The sequence below is a fragment of the Streptosporangium sp. NPDC000563 genome, from assembly GCF_040299985.1.
Lineage (GTDB): Bacteria > Actinomycetota > Actinomycetes > Streptosporangiales > Streptosporangiaceae > Streptosporangium.
In genome coordinates, this window is the sequence record NZ_JBEPDA010000040.1 from 12,734 (window position 1) to 28,509 (window position 15,776).

A 15,776-nucleotide genomic window follows, 5' to 3' on the forward strand; every position below is an offset into this window, starting at 1 on the left:
TTTTCTTTTTGTTTGTGGGGTTGGGGGTGTTGTGGGTGGCGCTGCCGGGGGGGGGGGCGGGCGCCCGCCCGGCGCCCCCCCCCCGGCCCCACACCGGCGCACCGATCCCGGCGTCACCCGCTCGGTATCCGCTCGGCGCCCGCGGGCGCGACGGCGATCGCCCGGGACGGGCACAGGTCCTCGGCCGTCTCCACGGCCTCCCGGGCGTCCTCTCCCGGATCCGCGTCCAGGACGACGACCAGGCCGTCCTCTCCGTGGTCGAACACCGCGGGCGCGCTGATCGCGCAGTGGCCGGCGGCCATGCAGCGACGCCGGTCGGCGGTCACCTTCATCGTTTCTCCTCTCACCACTCGACGGGCAGGGTGTGCACGCCCTGCATCGTGCCGCCGCCGCGCGTGGGCAGCCTGTCCAGCGGCACGGCGAGCCGCAGGTCCGGGATCCGGTCGAAGAGGACGGAGAACGCGACCTCCAGCTCCATCCGCGCCAGGTTCTGGCCGAGGCACTGGTGGATGCCGAACCCGAACGTGAGGTGGTGGCGGCCGGAGGCGGCGTTGTGCCCGCCGGCGCGGCGGATGTCGAACCGGTACGGGTCGGAGAAGACCGCGGGGTCGCGGTTGGTCATCGAGGAGGAGACCAGGACCCCTTCTCCGGCCCGGATGACGTGTCCGTCGATCTCGATGTCCTCGGTCGCCACCCGCACTCCCGAGACGTCCGTCACCGACACCATCCGCAGCAACTCGTCCACCGCGGCGGGCAGTGCGCCCGGGTCCGCGCGCAGCGCCGCCAGCTGGTCCGAGTGTTCCAGCAGGGTGACCACCCCGAGCGCGATCATCTGGGACGTCGTGTCGTGCCCTCCGATCAGCAGCGCCAGCGCGATGCGCACCAGGTCCTCCCGGGTCAGGTCGCCGTCCTCGTCGACCTGACCCACCAGTCTGCTCAGCACCCCCGCCCCACCGGGTTCACGTTCCTTGGTGGTGATCAGCCCGTCCAGGTAGTCCCAGAGCGCCTGGCCCGCCGCCTCGGCGTCCTGCGCGCTCTTGGCCTGGAGCAGCCCGTTCGTCATCGCCTCGAAGAACGCGTGGTCGTCGTACGGCACGCCGAGCAGCTCCGAGATCACCATGGACGGGATCGGCAGCGCGTAGTCCTCGACCAACTCCGCGGGCGGCCCTTTGCGGAGCAGTTCGTCCACCAGCCTGCCCGCGAGCTCCTCGACGCTCGCGCGCAGAGCGCGCACCTGCTTGAGGCTGAAGTCGGGGGCGAGCAGGCGGCGGTGGATGTCGTGCACGGGCGGGTCGAACCCGATGATGGCGATGGGCTTGAAGATGGGGGCGTCCAGCCGGGGCAGGACCGCGGGGAAGTCGTCGCGGGAACGGTCGGCCGACATACGCGGGTCGGCGAGCAACCGCCGTGCCTGCGCGTGCCCGGTCACCATCCAGATGGACTTTCCGTCCCACAGCCGTACCCGGTGCAGCGGCCCCTGCTCCCCCAGTCCCCGGTATCCGGGAGAGGGTTGCCAGGGGCAGCTCCGGTCCTGGGGGTAGGCGAAGAGCCGCTCGTCCTCGGCCGGGATGGGAGTGTTCACGATGTGGTGCCTCCTGTCGTTTTTCCGTCCGTCGTCGCGGGTGTGAGGGTGCGGTCAGCTCGCCGGTTCCGGGGCGGGGGTCTCCGGTCGTAGCGCGCCGCCGGGCGACAGGGGGTGAGGGCGCGGCTGTGCCCACGCGCGCATGGCGGGTTCCTCGACGAGGCGGTTCAGTGCCCACGCCACCGCCGTGGTGACCCCGAACAGAACCGCGATGACACCGAGGGCGGCCGGCACGTCCCATGTCCGCTCCGCGCCGATCGCGAGGTGCCCGAAGTGCAGGACCAGGAAGTGCGCCAGGTAGGAGGCGTACGAGACCCCGCCCAGCCAGCGCAGGATCCGGCCGCGAAACGGCGTGGGCGCGCCCCGCTCGTCCGCGGCGGCCACGGCCGCGATCAGCAGCGCCAGCGGCAGCGCGATCGTCGCGGTGAGCCCGTAGACGCTCGGCCACAGGTACATCTGCAGGGCGAACCCCGCCGCCAGGACCAGCAGCGCCCGGCCCACGCCCAGCGGGACCCGCCGGCCCGTCAGCACTATGCGGGCCATGACGATGCCGAGGACGAAGTCCAGTGCCCTGATCGGCGGGAAGGAGACCAGGAACCAGTTCTGCACGAACGACATGTCCTGGCCCGGGAGCCGGGGTGTTCCCGGCAGGGCGAGGAGGGCGACGGCGGGCAGCAGGGCGATCACGGCGGCGACGGCGCCGGCCGCCCACCACAGCCGCCGGGCGGAGATCCTGCGGACGAGCGCGTACAGGAAGGGGAAGGCCAGATAGAAGAGCAGGTCGCAGGCGAGGGACCAGGTGACGACGTTGATCGTGATGATCACGTCCATCCGGGGATACCAGGTGTGCACGAGCAGCAGGCTCGGCAGCAGCTTGGGCAGGTCCACGGCCTGGCCCGCCCACACGGCCAGGCCGAGCGCGGCCAGCCAGGTCACCACGTGGACCGGGTAGACCTTGACCAGGCGCCGGCGCCAGAAGCTCGTCCTGGACTGTCCCTCCCGCACCGACCAGGTCAGCACGAACCCGCTCAGCACGAAGAAGAACTCCACACCGAGCCAGCCCGAGGCGAAGGCGAAGGTCTGCAGGAAGGCCGCGGTCTCCCGGTGGAAGAAACCCAGGACACAGGCGTGGCACACGAACACCAGGAACGCCGCCACGAATCTCAACCCGGTGAGCGAGGGGAGCCGCGCGGCCTCCTTCGACGGGTGCGTCGAATGAGTCATCTTTTCTGCTTTCTTCGGCCGGCCTTCGTACGGGGCCGGCCCGAACCTGTGGGGAGGTCAGTCCCCCGGTGATTTCTCGCTGATCCGGATGGCCTGCGCCGGGCAGAGGAAGGCGGCCCTGCGGACCCGTTCCTCCTGCTGCGGCTCGGGCCGCGGGGTGAGCACGACGACCAGGCCGTCATCGTCCTGATCGAAGACCTCGGAGGTGGCGGCCATGCAGCGCCCGCCACTGATGCAGCGCTCCCGATCCGCCCGCACCCACATCCGGCGTCACCATTCGACCGGCAGCTGGAGCACCCGCTGCACGGTGCCCGCGCCGAGGATGGGCAGTTCGTCCACGGGTACGGCCAGCCGTATCCCCGGGATCCGGGTGAGCAGCTGGTGCAGGGCGACCTCCAGTTCGAGCCGGGCCAGGTTCTGGCCGAGACACTGGTGGATGCCGAACCCGAAGGTGAGGTGGTGGGTGTCCTCGCGCAGGACGTCGAACTCGTGGGCCCGCCGGTGCACCTGCTCGTCCCGGTTGGCCAGGGTGCCCGAGACGAGCACCCCCTCCCCCTCCCGGATGAGGTGGCCCGCGATCTCGATGTCCCCCTTGGCGACCCTGGTCGCGACGAGGTCCGTGGTCGCGATGTAGCGCAGGAGTTCCTCGATCGCGCCGGGCAGGCGGGAGGGGTCCTGAAGCACCAGCGCCAGCTGGTCCGGGTGCTCCAGCAGCGTGATGACGCCCAGGGCGAGAGAGGAGGAGGTCGTCTCGTGAGCGGCGATCAGGAGCACCAGCGCGATCGAGACCAGCTCGTCGTGCCCGACGTCGCCGGGGATGACCCGCTCCCTCACCAGCGTGCCGAGCAGGCCGTCGGTGGGTTCCTTGATCTGTGCGGCCACCAGCCGGTCGATGTAGTCGACCAGGTCCTGGGCCGCCGTCGCCGACTCCTGCTCGGTGCCCAGCATCACCTTGCCGCTGGCGTCCTGGAAGAAGTCGTGGTCGGTGTAGGGGACGCCGAGATGCCGGCAGATCACCAGGGACGGGAGCGGCACCGCGAGCAGCGGCACCAGGTCGGCGGGAGGGCCGTGGTCGATGATCGCGTCGATGTATCCGGACACGATCTCCTCAAGCTGGGGACGCATTCCGCGAACCGTCTTGAGGCTGAAGTGCGGGTTGAGGTAGCGCCGGTAGATGTCGTGGACGGGCGGGTCCATCGCGATGAGCGCGAGGGTGCGGGCGATCTGCGAGCGGAAGCGGGGGGCGACGATGGGGAACCCGGGGTGGGTGCGCTGCGAGGACAGGTTCGGGTGGGTGAGGATCTCCCGCGACTCCCGGTACCCCGTCACCATCCACGCCTCGCGGCCGTCGAAGAGCGTCACCTTGAGCACCGGCCCCCGCTCGCCGATCTCCCGATATCCGGGCGGCGGCTCGTACGGGCAGGTGCGTTTCTGCGGATACGGCGGAGCTTCCGTCATTTCCTTCATCCTTCGGCGAGACAAGAAAAGGGCGCCGCCGGTGCCGTGCGACGACAACGACATTAGGCAGGAACGAAATATTGGGCAAGGCCGGTTCAGCGTTGTTTAAGAATTGCTTATGCGCTGCCCCGAGCGGCCCGGTGAAGCCGGGGAACCGCTTCCAGGAGGGTCTTTGTGTATTGATGCTCCGGAGCTTCGAATACTTTTCTTATGTCGCCGGACTCGACCACTTTTCCGTCTTTCATGACCGCCACTTCGTGACTGATCCTGTGGACGACACCCAGGTCGTGGGAAATGAATACGTAGGCCACGCCGAGCCTTTCCTGAACGTCGGTCAGGACGTCGAGCACCTGCGCCTGGATCACCGCGTCCAGGGCCGAGACCGGTTCGTCGCAGATGATGACGTCCGGTCGCGGGGCGAGTGCCCGCGCGATCGCGAGGCGCTGCCGCTGGCCTCCGGACAGCTCACGTGCCCGCCGGCCGAGCACCTCCTCGTCCAGGCCCACGTGCTCCAGGAGTTCCGCCACCCGTCGTGCGCGTTCGGCGCCGGGGGTGCCCTGCGCGCGCAGGGGCTCCTCCAGAAGCCGCCTCGCGGTGTAGCGGGGATCGAAGGAGGCGAGCGGGTGCTGGTAGATCATCTGGATCCGGCGGCGGGCCGCCCGCCGTTCGGGGCCGCGCAGTTCGCTCCAGGTCCGCCTGTTCACCTCGACCCGGCCGGCGTCCGGCGCGGCCAGGCCCAGCAGCAGCCGGCCCACGGTCGTCTTCCCCGACCCCGACTCTCCGACGATGCCGAGCGTCTCACCGGCCCGTACCTCGACCGACACCTCGTCCACCGCGGTGAACGCGCCCTTGCCCGGCAGCCTGTACCTCTTGACCAGCCCTTCGGCGCTCAGCACCACCTGTCCGGGACCGGGACCGGGACGCGGATCGGGGTCGGCCGACGCGATCCCCGCGCCCCGCGCCAGGCCCCGTCCCTGCCCGAGCGCGGCGGCGACCAGGGCCCTGGTGTAGGGGTGGGAGGGCGCCTGGAGCATCTCGCGCGTCGGGCCGTCCTCGACGAACCGCCCGTCCTTCATCACGTACACGTGGTCGGCGATCTCCGCGACGACGCCGAGGTCATGGCTGATGAGCAGGATCGCCGTGCCGTCGCCCGCGCGCTCGCGCAACAGCGCGAGCACCTGCCTCTGCACCGTCGCGTCCAGCGCCGTCGTCGGCTCGTCGGCGATCAGCAGGTCGGGCCGCGCGGCCAGGGCCGAGGCGATCAGGGCGCGTTGCCGCAGCCCGCCCGACATCTCGTGCGGGTACTGCCGTGCCCGGCTCTCCGGCAGGGGGACGCCCACCGAGTCGAGCAGCCGTACGACCTCGTCGCCGATCTCGCCCGAGGGCACGGTCCGGTGCTCGCGCAGGGGTTCCGCCACCTCGGCGCCGACGCGGCGCAGCGGATCGAGGGAGCCCAGGGCGTCCTGCAGGACGAAGCCGACGCGTCGCCCGCGCAGCGCACGCCAGCCTCGGCCCCGCACCCGGCGCAGGTCGAGCCCGTCGAACGCGAGCTCTTCCGCCCGCACGTCGGCGCCGTCGCCGGCCAGTCCCACCAGGCTGCGCGCGGTGACGCTCTTGCCGGAGCCGGACTCACCGACGATCGCCACCACCTGCCCGCGGTCGATGCGGAAGGACACGCCCCGCACCGCGTCGACGTGCCCGCGGCCCGTCGAGAAGCCGACGGTGAGGTCCCGGACGCGCAGCAGTTCCCTCGTGTCCCCGGTGTCCCCGGTGTCCCCGGTGTCCCCGGGCGCCGGGCTCGTGTCCGTCGTGTCGCCGGATACCAGGCTCATGTCCGCCCCCGTTCGATCCGCTGCCGCAGGTGCCCGCCGACGACGGTGATGGACAGGACCGCGATCGTGATGGCGGCCCCGGGGAACGCCGCCGGCCACCAGGCGATCGCGAGGAACTCCTGGCTGTCGGCGAGCATCGCGCCCCATTCGGCGGTCGGCGGCTGGGGGCCCAGGCCCACGAAGCTCAGCGAGGAGCCCGCCACGATCATCGCTCCCAGGGTCACCGTCGCCAGCACCATGACCGGGCCGAGCGCGTTGGGCAGGATGTGCCGCAGGACCACCTGGACGCGCGACCAGCCGAACCCGTGGGCCGCCTCGACGTAGTGCGCTGTGCGCAGCCTGATCACCTCCGCGCGTGTCACCCTGGCGAAGCCCGGCAGGGAGATCACCGCCAGGCCCACGCTGGCCGGGCCGCCGCCGGGTCCCAGCACCGCGACGACCAGGAACACCAGCAGCAGGCCGGGGACGGAGAGGATCACGTCGAGCGACCTGCTGAGCACCTGGTCCATGGTCCGGCCGAGCTGCGCGGCGGCGACCCCGACCAGGACACCCACGGCCAGCGCGAGCCCGACCGCGCCGGCGCCTATCAGCAGGGAGGGGCCGGCGCCGTGAACGATCCTGGCGTACAGGTCCCTGCCGTTCTGGTCGGTGCCGAGCCAGTGCGTGCCGTCGGGCGGCCGCAGCGTCGCGTTCAGGTCGGCCGCGTCGGGGTCCGTCCCGGTGAACAGCGACGGGAAGAGCGCCATCGCGGCCAGCAGTGCCAGCACGATCGCCCCCGGCCAGAAGCTCTTGGTCACGGCCGGCTCCCCGCCTCTCGCGTCCTGGGGTCGATCACCCGGACCAGGATGTCGACCACGATGTTGACCAGCACGAACACGACCGCGGTGAGCAGCACGATCGCGATCACCACGGGCATGTCCTTGTTCTCCACCGCGAACAGCACCAGCCGTCCGATCCCCTGCCGGGAGAAGACGATCTCGATGATCACCGCGCCTCCGATGAGCGAGCCGGCGATCCAGCCCAGGAGCGTGGTGGCGGGCAGCAGCGCGTGCCGCAGCACGTGCCGCAGGCGCAGCGCGAGCTCGCCGATGCCCCGCGAGCGGGCGGTCACCACGAACGGGTCCTCCAGCGCGCGCAGCAACCCGTCGCGCAGCACCCCCGTCATCACCGCGACCGGCCCCGCGGCCAGCGCGGCGGTCGGCAGCACGAGGCCGGACAGGGAGGAGGAGCCGATGGCCGGGAACCAGTGCAGGTTGAAGGAGAACACCGTCAGCAGCAGCAGCCCGAGCCAGAAGGGCGGCAGCGCCACCACCAGCGACTCGGTCGCGGAGAACGACGAGCGCACCCACCGTCGGCGGTTCGCGCTCACCACGGCGAGCAGGACGGAGGCGACCAGCGTGACCAGCAGGGTCGCCAGGACCAGCAGCAGGGTGTCGGGGAGCTGGGATCCGATCGCGTCCCACACCGGCCTGCGCAGCACGTACGACTCGCCGAACTCCCCCCGCGCGATCCTGGTGAGGTAGGCGAGGTACTGCGCCACGAGCGGATCGTCGAGCCGGTACTCGGCGATGATCCGCTCGCGCACCTCCGGGGTGACGGCGGAGCGGGCGAGCAGCACGTCGGCGGTGCCGCCCGGCATCACCCGCAGCAGCAGGAACGTCGCCGTGACCGCTCCCCACAGCACGGCCACCGAGGCGGCCACGCGCACCAGCACGAGACGCGCCGCCCCGCTTCTACGGCGTGAGGGCTCCGCGTCCGCCGCCTCGGCGGCGGGCACGTTCAGGACGCGAGCCATGCGCCGTACAGGTCGGGGGTGCCGTCGGCGTTGAAGCCGACCTCCCGGACGCCCTCGCGTACGGTCACCGTGGACAGGGGCGAGTAGATCGGCAGGACCGCGGCGTCCTCGGTGATGCGCTTCTGCACCTCGGCGTAGGCGCGGTGCTGCTCGGCCTGGTTCTCGGCGCCGAGCGCGCGCCGGAAGCCTGCCTCCACCTCCGGGTTGTCGTAGCGTGCCATGTTGTTGCTGATCCCGCGCTTGGGCGTGGGGATGTTGTCGGCGCCGAACAGGACGCGCAACACGTCCGGCCCCGGCGCGGAGAAGCTGGTGTCGATCAGTTCGTAGTCACCGTCCAGCAGGCGCTTGACGAAGGTCCCGCCGTCGAGGTTCTCCTCGACCAGTTCGACGCCGAGTCCCTTCGCCGCGGACTGGATCTGCGTGGCGAGGTTGGCCACGGACCCGTCGGACCACATGTGGCGCAGGGTGAGACGTTTGCCGTTCTTCGTGCGGTACCCGGCCGCGTCGCGCCCGGTCCAGCCGGCCTGGTCGAGCAGCCGCTCCGCCTCGGCCGGGTCGTGGGCGTAGGCCGGGGCGAGCGAGCCGTCGTAGCCCGGTGTGCCGGACGAGAGCACCCCCTGGGCGCCTTCGTACACGCCGAAGTAGACGTTCTTCACGATCTGCGCCCAGTCGATGCCGGTACGCAGCGCCTTGCGCACGTTGACGTCGCTGAGCGGGCCGCTCGCGGTGTTGGGCCAGTAGCTGTAGTTGATCCCGGGGAACGGCGTCGAGTGCAGGGTGAACCCGGGCGTGCTCTTGAGCGTGTTGAGGCTCGTCGGCGACAGGCCGGTGACCGCGTCGACCTGGCCGCTGGTGAGCGCGCCCAGCCGGGCGGCGTTGTCCGGCACGACCTTGACCTCGATCCGCTCCAGCCGCGCCGGGCCGCGACGCGGTTCCGGCGCCCAGTCGTAGGAGGGGTTCCTGACGTAGTCGATGCCCTTCTGCGGCACGAGCCCCGTGTCACTGCGGAAGGGGCCGGTTCCGACGATCTTCGCGCACAGCGCGGAGGGGGAGCCCTTGAGGGTGGGCGGGGACTGGATGCCCAGGTTGGGCAGGGCCAGCGCGGCGAGGAATCCCGAGTCGGGCCGCTTGAGCCTGACCTCGACCGTGGAGGGGCCGACGGCCTTGGCCGACCGGTAGGCCGCGAGCAGGCTTCCGGCGAGCAGCGACTTCGTCTCCGGAGCCACCACGTGGTCGAGGTTGGCGACCACCGCCTGGGCGTCGAACCTCTCCCCGTCGGTGAACGTCACGCCCTGACGGAGGTCGAAGGTGTAGGTGAGCCGGTCCGGCGAGACCTCCCAGCGCGTGGCCAGCCAGGGACCGATGGCTCCCTGCGCGTCCTGGTGGACCAGCGAGTCCAGGATCGGCCGGGTGAGGGCCCTGGCCGACTCGGTGGGGCTCTGGTGCGGGTCCAGGCACTCGGGTTCCTTCTCGACGGCCAGGCGCAGCGTGCCGCCGCTCCTGGGCTGCGCGGCGGCGCTCCCCTCCCCTGTCGTGGCGCCGTCCGCGCCGGAGGAACACGCGGTGGCCAGTGCCAGCATCAACGTGGCGGCCCCCGCCATGGTGGCGGGCCTGCGTGACCGGGACCTCGTAGCAGCAGCCATCCTCATCCTCATCGTTCGAACGTCGGGGTGCGCCGGAGGTCGTTCTCCGGCTGGACAGACACACAGTGCTCGGCGGTTCTAAAGCCGGGCTGAACGCGGGCTGAGGAGAGCTGTGGCCGGTGCTCGGGCGCACCGGCCCGTGCGGCCTACAGGGATGAGACGATCTTGGCGAGCAACTCGTACGAGCGGATCCGGGCGGCGTGGTCGGGCACCTGGGTGAGCACGAACAGCTCGTCGGCGCGGGTCCGGCGCAGCAGCTCGGTCAGGCGGGGGGTGATCCGTTCCGGGGAGCCGACGAACTGCGGGTCGATCCGGTCCCGCAGGAAGCGCTCCTCCTGCGGGGTGAACGTGTGCGCCGCGGTCTCCTCCTCGGTGGGCAGCACGGTGCCCGGATCCACGGTGCGCATCAGGATCTGGCCGAACACGAAGGAGGCGGCCAGCCGGTGGGCCCGCTCGTCGGTGTCGGCGGCGACGACGATCACCGCCACGCACGCGTGCGGCTCGGACAGCCACGGCGAGGGCCGGAAGGCCCGGCGGTAGGCGTCGAGCGCCTCGGGGGCACCGCCCCCCACGATCGCGTGCGCGTAGACGTAGGGCAGGCCCGCCCGGCCCGCGTAGGCGGCGCTGCCGGTGCTGGAGCCCACCATCCACAGCTCGGGCGCGATCGCCGGCTCCGGGATCGCCCGCACGCCGCCGCTGCCTCCGGCGAAGTACTCGCGCAGCTCGTGCAGCGCGTCGCCGAAGTCCAGCCGGCGCGGGTCGCCGATGCGGGCCGCGATCTCGCCGGAGCCGCCCGGGGCGCGCCCGAGCCCCAGGTCGACCCGGCCCGGATAGAGGCCGGCCAGGACTCCGAACTGCTCGGCGACCACCAGGGGCGAGTGGTTCGGCAGCAGCACCGCGCCCGAGCCGACCCGGATGCTGGAGGTCGCCTCCAGGATGGGCCCGGCGAGCACCGCGGGGCTCGACGCCGCCAGCGCCGGCGTGTTGTGGTGTTCGGCCACCCAGTAACGCCGGTAACCGAGCGCCTCCACGGCCTTGGCCAGATCGATCGAACGGCGCAGCGCGTCACCCGCCGTGTCACCTCGCCAGACCGGCGCGGTGTCGTGCACCGAGACCGCGATTCCCTCAGGCAATGCCCTCTCCCTCATCCCGTTCACACATATACGGAGGCTTCCTCATGTTATGTCCGCAAGTTAAATCGAGGATGCCTCAGCTTGTCAACGCCGCCTCCGCGGGACCGGCCGGGGCCGGCACCACCCGGCCCGCGACCTCCAGCGTGAGATGGCCCGGCACGCCGACGATCTCGCCGAGGTCGTGCGCGTACCGCGACCGCCGCGGCGTCACCTCCGTCGCGGTGAACCCGTAGTGCGGGTAGAAGTCCGCGACCTTCGCGTTCCTCGCGCTCGCCACGTAGTCACCGTGCACGGCAGGAAAACCCGCGGCACGTGCCTGGCCGAGCACCGCGGCCAGGCACGCCTGCTCGATCCCCCGGGCGAACACCCGGCAGCTCAGCAGGAGGTTCTCGATCAGCAACCCCTCCGGCAGCGCCCGCAGGAAGACCGCTCCGACGATCCCGTTGCTCCCGAACCGGTCGGCCGCCGACAGCGTCAGCACCCGCGACCCCGGCCGCTCCGCCCGCTCACGCACCGCCTCCGGGGAGAGGCGCTCGGTGGTGAGGTTGAACTGGTTGGTGCGCAAGGTGATCTGCGACAGCCGCGCGACGTCGGCGCCGGTGGCGGGCGCCAGCCGTACGGACACCCCCAGCCCGCCCAGGAACTCCTCGGCCGACCCCGCCGCGAACAGGAACTCCGAGCGCGCCGCCTCCTCGTGGTAGCGCCGCGTCCGGACGCGGTCCTCCGTGGTCACCTCGTTCACGGTGAACCAGCCGTCGGCCAGCAGCCGCGTCACGTGCAGCGCCGGGTCGCCGTCCAGGTGGATCACCGCCGTCTCCGGCAGCTCCGCCGCGACCGCGGCGCACTCGTGGACGCTGTCGTCGGCGAACACCACGCTGTCCCCGCCCAGGTTCAGCTCCCGCGCCAGGACGCGCAGATTGGCCGGTTTCGGCCGCCAGTTGGCGAGGATGCGGACGAAGGCGTCCTCGCGCACCACCATGTCGGGGTGTCCCCGCAGCGCGGCGAGCACGGTCTCCTGGTCGTTCTTGCTCACCGCGGCCAGCAGGACACCCTGCGACTGCAGCTGCGCCACCACCTTCTGGAACCGCTGGAAAGCCTCGCCTCGCCGTCCGTGGGCCACCTCGATGCCCTCCACCCCGTCGTCGCCGAGGACTCCGCCCCACAGCGTCTGGTCGAGGTCGACGGCGAGCACCTTCCTGGCACGCCCCGTCCGGGCCCGCACCAGATGGGCCAGTTCACGGGCGTACGCGCCGAGCAGGGCGTCCGACAGGTGCGCCCGCGCGTAGACCTCGAACCGCGGATCGGACAGCTCGATCGGCGCCGTCAGCAGCGGGTCGAGGTCCATCACCACGACCCGCTCCACCGACTCGCCGAACGCCAGCAACTCGGCGTTGGCCCGCCGCCAGACCGCGCCGAGCCGCGCCCTCGACGGATGGTCCAGCAACTGCGCCTGCCACACCCGGGGCAGCGGCACGGTGTTGAACACGAGCGCGCCGGACCCGCTCTCCCCGAACCGCGCCGCCAGCCGCCGCCACAGCGCCAGCTTCTCCTCCAGCACGCGCTCCACGTCGTCCACCGTGAACGGCACGCCGACCTCGTCGAACACGGCCGCGTGGTCGAGTACGCAGACGGTCACGTCGGGCCGTCCGGCGTACAGGGCACTGCCGGGATCGCCCAGCTCGAACGCGTACGAGCCGAAGTCGGCGAGCCGGACGTCCGGCAGATATCCGTGGCGGGCCAGCTCGCCGATGAGCGCGGTGCGCAGCGCACCGAGCGTGCCGTGTCCGGTGACGGTCACGGCCGCGAGCGGAAGCCCCGGATGATGTTCGCGGGCGGCCTCCACGTCGACCCGCTCCAGCAGCCGCGCCGACCGGGCGGCGTCCTCCTCGTCCATCGCGGCCAGCAGTGCCGCGACCTCGTCGTAGCGCGCCGCGAGCGCCCCCTCGCGGTGCAGCGAGCGCAGGCACGCGCGCGCCTCGGCGCTCGTGGAGGTCATCGCTTCTCCAGCAGTGCCGGCGCGTTCTGCGGGCCGAGCAGTTCCTCCAGCCGGAACGCGAGTTCGCGGGCGGTGCCGTGGTCGAGCACCAGCCCCACCCGCACGTCGACGCCGATCTCCCTGGAGAGCCTGGCGGCGATCTCCAGCGCGCCGAAGGAGGTGATGCCGATCTGGGTCAGGTCGTCCGCCGGGCCGATCGCGCCGTGGGAGTGGCCGAGCGCGTCGGCCACCGCCGTCAGCACCAGCGACGTCAGGAGGTCGTGGCGCTCGCCCTCGGGCAGGCCGGGCGGCGGCACCGGCGACGGCGCCGGCGACGCGGCGGCCGGTGCCGTCGTCGGCTCGTACGGTGGCAGGTCCCGTCCGTGTCTTCTCGGCGGGATGAGCCAGTAGCGTTCGTGCCGGAACGGGTAGGTCGGCACGGTGGCCGGATCGGCGACCGGCCCCTCGCCGAGCACCTTCTCCCAGTCGATCCGCACGCCGCGCGCGTGGGCCTGCGCGGCACCGCGCAACACCGACCGGGCCTCCGCTGCGGGGTCTCGCACCAGCGGGATCGCCGACACGCCGTCCCGCTCCCCTGCCAGGCAGTCCGCGATCATTCCGGTCATCGTGGTGTCGGGACCGATCTCGACGAAGGTGTCGACGCCCAGGCCCCGCAGGGTGAGCACGCCGTCGTGGAAACGGACCGTGCCGCGCACCTGGGCGGCCCAGTAGTCCGGCGCGGCCAGCTCGTCCCGCGTCGCCACCAGGCCCGTGGTGTTGGAGACCAGGGGGGTCGCGGGTTCGCCGACGTCCAGTCCCGCCGCCGCCTCCACCAGCCGCGGCAGCGCGGGGTCCATGTGCGGCGAGTGGAAGGCATGGCCGACCGCGAGCGCCTTCGTACGCACCCCACGGGAGCGCCATCGGGCGGCCAGTCCCCGCACCGCGTCCGCGTCGCCGGAGACCACGGTCGACCTCGGCCCGTTGACCGCCGCCACGGACACCCGTCCGTCCAGCTCGGCCAGGGATGCCCGCACCTCCGCCTCGGGGGCCCGCAGCGACACCATGCCCCCGCCTTCCGGCGCGGACTGCATCGCCAGTGCCCGTACCACGACCAGGCGCGCGGCCTGCTCCAGCGAGAGCGCCCCGGCGACGTGTGCCGCGGTGAGCTCCCCGACGGAGTGGCCGAGCAGCGCGTGGGCGACCAGGCCCAGGTGCTCGGCGAGCCGGCAGAGCGCGAGCTGGGTGGCGAACAGCGCGGGCTGGGCGAACTCCGTGCGCCGCAGCAGCCCTCCCAGCGGGCCGTCGGCCGCGGCGGACACCACCTCGCCCAGGGGCGGGCCTTCGGCGTGGTGGACCCGTCTGGCCAGGTCCAGTGCGGCGCAGGCGGCGTCGAACGCCTCGGCGTAGACCGGGAACCTCTCGTACAGCTCGCGTCCCATCCGCGCCCGCTGGGTCCCCTGGCCGCTGAACACGAACGCCACCTTCGGCGCCGCACCCGCCGTGACGATCGGGCCGGACGGCCCGGCGAGCGCGTCCAGTTCGCGGGTGAGCTCGGCGGCGCCGGAGCCGAGCGCCACCGCCCGGTACCTGAACTCCGAGCGCCGTCCCGCCAGGGTGCGGGCCACGGCGGCGAGATCGGTCTCCCTTCCCGAGCGCAGGAGGTCACCCAGCCGGGCGGCCTGTGCCCGCACCGCCTCGGGCGTCTTGCCGGAAAGGAGCCAGGGGACGGCCACCGGCGGGTTCCCTGCCTCGGCCCCTGCGGCCGGTGACTCCCCTTCGGCCACCGGCGCCTCCTCGACGAGCAGGTGCGCGTTGGTCCCGCTGATCCCGAACGAGGAGACACCCGCCCTGCGCGGACGGTCGCCGCGCGGCCAGGGAAGGGCGTGCTCCAGCGGTGCCACCCCGCCGTCTTCCCAGTCGACCAGGGTGGACCGATCGGCCACGTGCAGCGTCGCGGGCAGCACGCCGTGCCGCAGCGCCTGCACCATCTTGATCACACCGGCGACTCCCGCCGCGGCCTGCGTGTGCCCCAGGTTCGACTTGACCGAACCCAGCCACAGCGGTCGTCGCCTCGCGGTGCCGTAGGCCGCGATCAGGGCGCCCGCCTCGATCGGGTCCCCGAGCGCGGTGCCGGTCCCGTGCGCCTCGACCGCGTCCACCTCGGCCGGCGACAGCCCCGCGCCGCGCAGGGCCGCCTCGATCACCTTCTCCTGGGCGGTCCCGCTCGGCGCGGTGAGCCCGTTGCTCGCCCCGTCGGAGTTGATCGCCGAACCGCGGATCACCGCCAGGACCGGGTGCCCGTTGCGCAGGGCGTCCCCGAGCCGCTCCAGCACCAGCACCCCCACGCCCTCGCCGAAGCCGGTGCCGTCGGCCGCGTCGGCGAACGCCTTGCAGCGACCGTCCGCGGCGAGCCCGCCCTGGAGCCCGAACTCCACGAAGACCCGGGGGGTGGCCATCACCGTCACCCCTCCGGCGAGCGCGAGGTCGCACTCGGAGCGGCGCAGCGAGTCGGCGGCGAGGTGGATCGCCACGAGCGAGGACGAGCAGGCGGTGTCGACGCTGAGCGCGGGCCCCTCGAAGCCGAAGGTGTACGCCACCCGCCCGGACGCCACACTCGCCGCGTTGCCGGTCATGAGGTAGCCGTCGAGCTCGGGGGGCGCGTCGTCGATCGCGGGCGCGTAGTCCTGGTAGATCACCCCGGTGAACACCCCGGTCCGGCTGCCCCGCAGCGACCTCGGGACGATCCCCGCGCGCTCCAGGGCCTCCCAGGAGACCTCCAGCAGCTGCCGGTGCTGCGGATCCATCGCCACGGCCTCCCTGGGGGAGATCCCGAAGAAGGCGGCGTCGAATCCGGCCGCGTCGTCCAGGAAGCCGCCGGCCCTCGCCCGTTCCCGCAGGGCCGCGTCCCAGCCGCGGTCCCGCGGCGGTTCGCCGACGGTGTCGACGCCGTCGGCGACCACCCGCCACAGGTCCTCGGGCGAGCGAACCCCGCCGGGGTAGCGGCAGGCCATCGCGACCACGGCCACCGGGTCCGGGTTCGACAGCGCGGCCAGCTCCCTCTTCACCCGGGCGAGCTCGCCGGTCGTCCACTGGAGGTACTCGACCAGCTTCTTCTCGTCACTCATACCGCCCGC

12 protein-coding genes are annotated in these 15,776 nt (G+C 72.4%); all 12 read right to left on the reverse strand.

Annotated elements, in window-relative coordinates; translation table 11 throughout:
- Positions 1-113: 113 nt before the first annotated feature.
- Positions 114-332, reverse strand: coding sequence for a ferredoxin (locus tag ABT352_RS39175; protein ID WP_350950123.1), 219 nt, complete (start codon positions 330-332; stop codon positions 114-116).
- Between the two features lie 11 nt (positions 333-343).
- Positions 344-1,582 (reverse strand): cytochrome P450, encoded by a 1,239-nt coding sequence (locus ABT352_RS39180; protein ID WP_350950124.1) that lies wholly within the window; start codon positions 1,580-1,582, stop codon positions 344-346.
- Positions 1,583-1,636: 54 nt separating this feature from the next.
- Positions 1,637-2,806, reverse strand: a complete 1,170-nt coding sequence (locus tag ABT352_RS39185) for an acyltransferase family protein (RefSeq protein WP_350950125.1) — start codon at positions 2,804-2,806, stop codon at positions 1,637-1,639.
- Between the two features lie 57 nt (positions 2,807-2,863).
- Positions 2,864-3,070 carry a ferredoxin gene (locus ABT352_RS39190; protein ID WP_350950126.1) on the reverse strand — a complete coding sequence of 69 codons (207 nt, stop codon included), beginning with the start codon at positions 3,068-3,070 and terminating at the stop codon, positions 2,864-2,866.
- A 6-nt stretch (positions 3,071-3,076) separates the two neighbouring features.
- Positions 3,077-4,264 (reverse strand): cytochrome P450, encoded by a 1,188-nt coding sequence (locus tag ABT352_RS39195; protein WP_350950127.1) that lies wholly within the window; start codon positions 4,262-4,264, stop codon positions 3,077-3,079.
- A gap of 116 nt (positions 4,265-4,380) precedes the next feature.
- On the reverse strand, positions 4,381-6,096 hold the full coding sequence (locus ABT352_RS39200; protein WP_350950128.1) for a dipeptide ABC transporter ATP-binding protein: 1,716 nt from the start codon (positions 6,094-6,096) through the stop codon (positions 4,381-4,383).
- Positions 6,093-6,893: an ABC transporter permease gene (locus tag ABT352_RS39205; protein WP_350950129.1), complete on the reverse strand. Its 801-nt coding sequence runs from the start codon at positions 6,891-6,893 to the stop codon at positions 6,093-6,095. Before ABT352_RS39205 ends, ABT352_RS39200 begins: the two co-directional genes overlap by 4 nt.
- Positions 6,890-7,891: an ABC transporter permease gene (locus tag ABT352_RS39210; protein ID WP_350950130.1), complete on the reverse strand. Its 1,002-nt coding sequence runs from the start codon at positions 7,889-7,891 to the stop codon at positions 6,890-6,892. The genes ABT352_RS39205 and ABT352_RS39210 overlap by 4 nt, the downstream gene beginning before the upstream one ends.
- Entirely contained in the window at positions 7,876-9,534 is a 1,659-nt protein-coding gene (locus tag ABT352_RS39215) for an ABC transporter substrate-binding protein (RefSeq protein ID WP_350950131.1), read from the reverse strand. The genes ABT352_RS39210 and ABT352_RS39215 overlap by 16 nt, the downstream gene beginning before the upstream one ends.
- 146 nt (positions 9,535-9,680) lie before the next feature.
- Positions 9,681-10,667 carry an LLM class flavin-dependent oxidoreductase gene (locus tag ABT352_RS39220; RefSeq protein WP_350950132.1) on the reverse strand — a complete coding sequence of 329 codons (987 nt, stop codon included), beginning with the start codon at positions 10,665-10,667 and terminating at the stop codon, positions 9,681-9,683.
- Between the two features lie 76 nt (positions 10,668-10,743).
- Positions 10,744-12,663, reverse strand: a complete 1,920-nt coding sequence (locus ABT352_RS39225; RefSeq protein ID WP_350950133.1) for an HAD-IIIC family phosphatase — start codon at positions 12,661-12,663, stop codon at positions 10,744-10,746.
- Complete coding sequence (locus ABT352_RS39230) at positions 12,660-15,767, reverse strand: type I polyketide synthase (RefSeq protein WP_350950134.1); 3,108 nt, start codon at positions 15,765-15,767, stop codon at positions 12,660-12,662. The genes ABT352_RS39225 and ABT352_RS39230 overlap by 4 nt, the downstream gene beginning before the upstream one ends.
- Positions 15,768-15,776 lie beyond the last annotated feature (9 nt).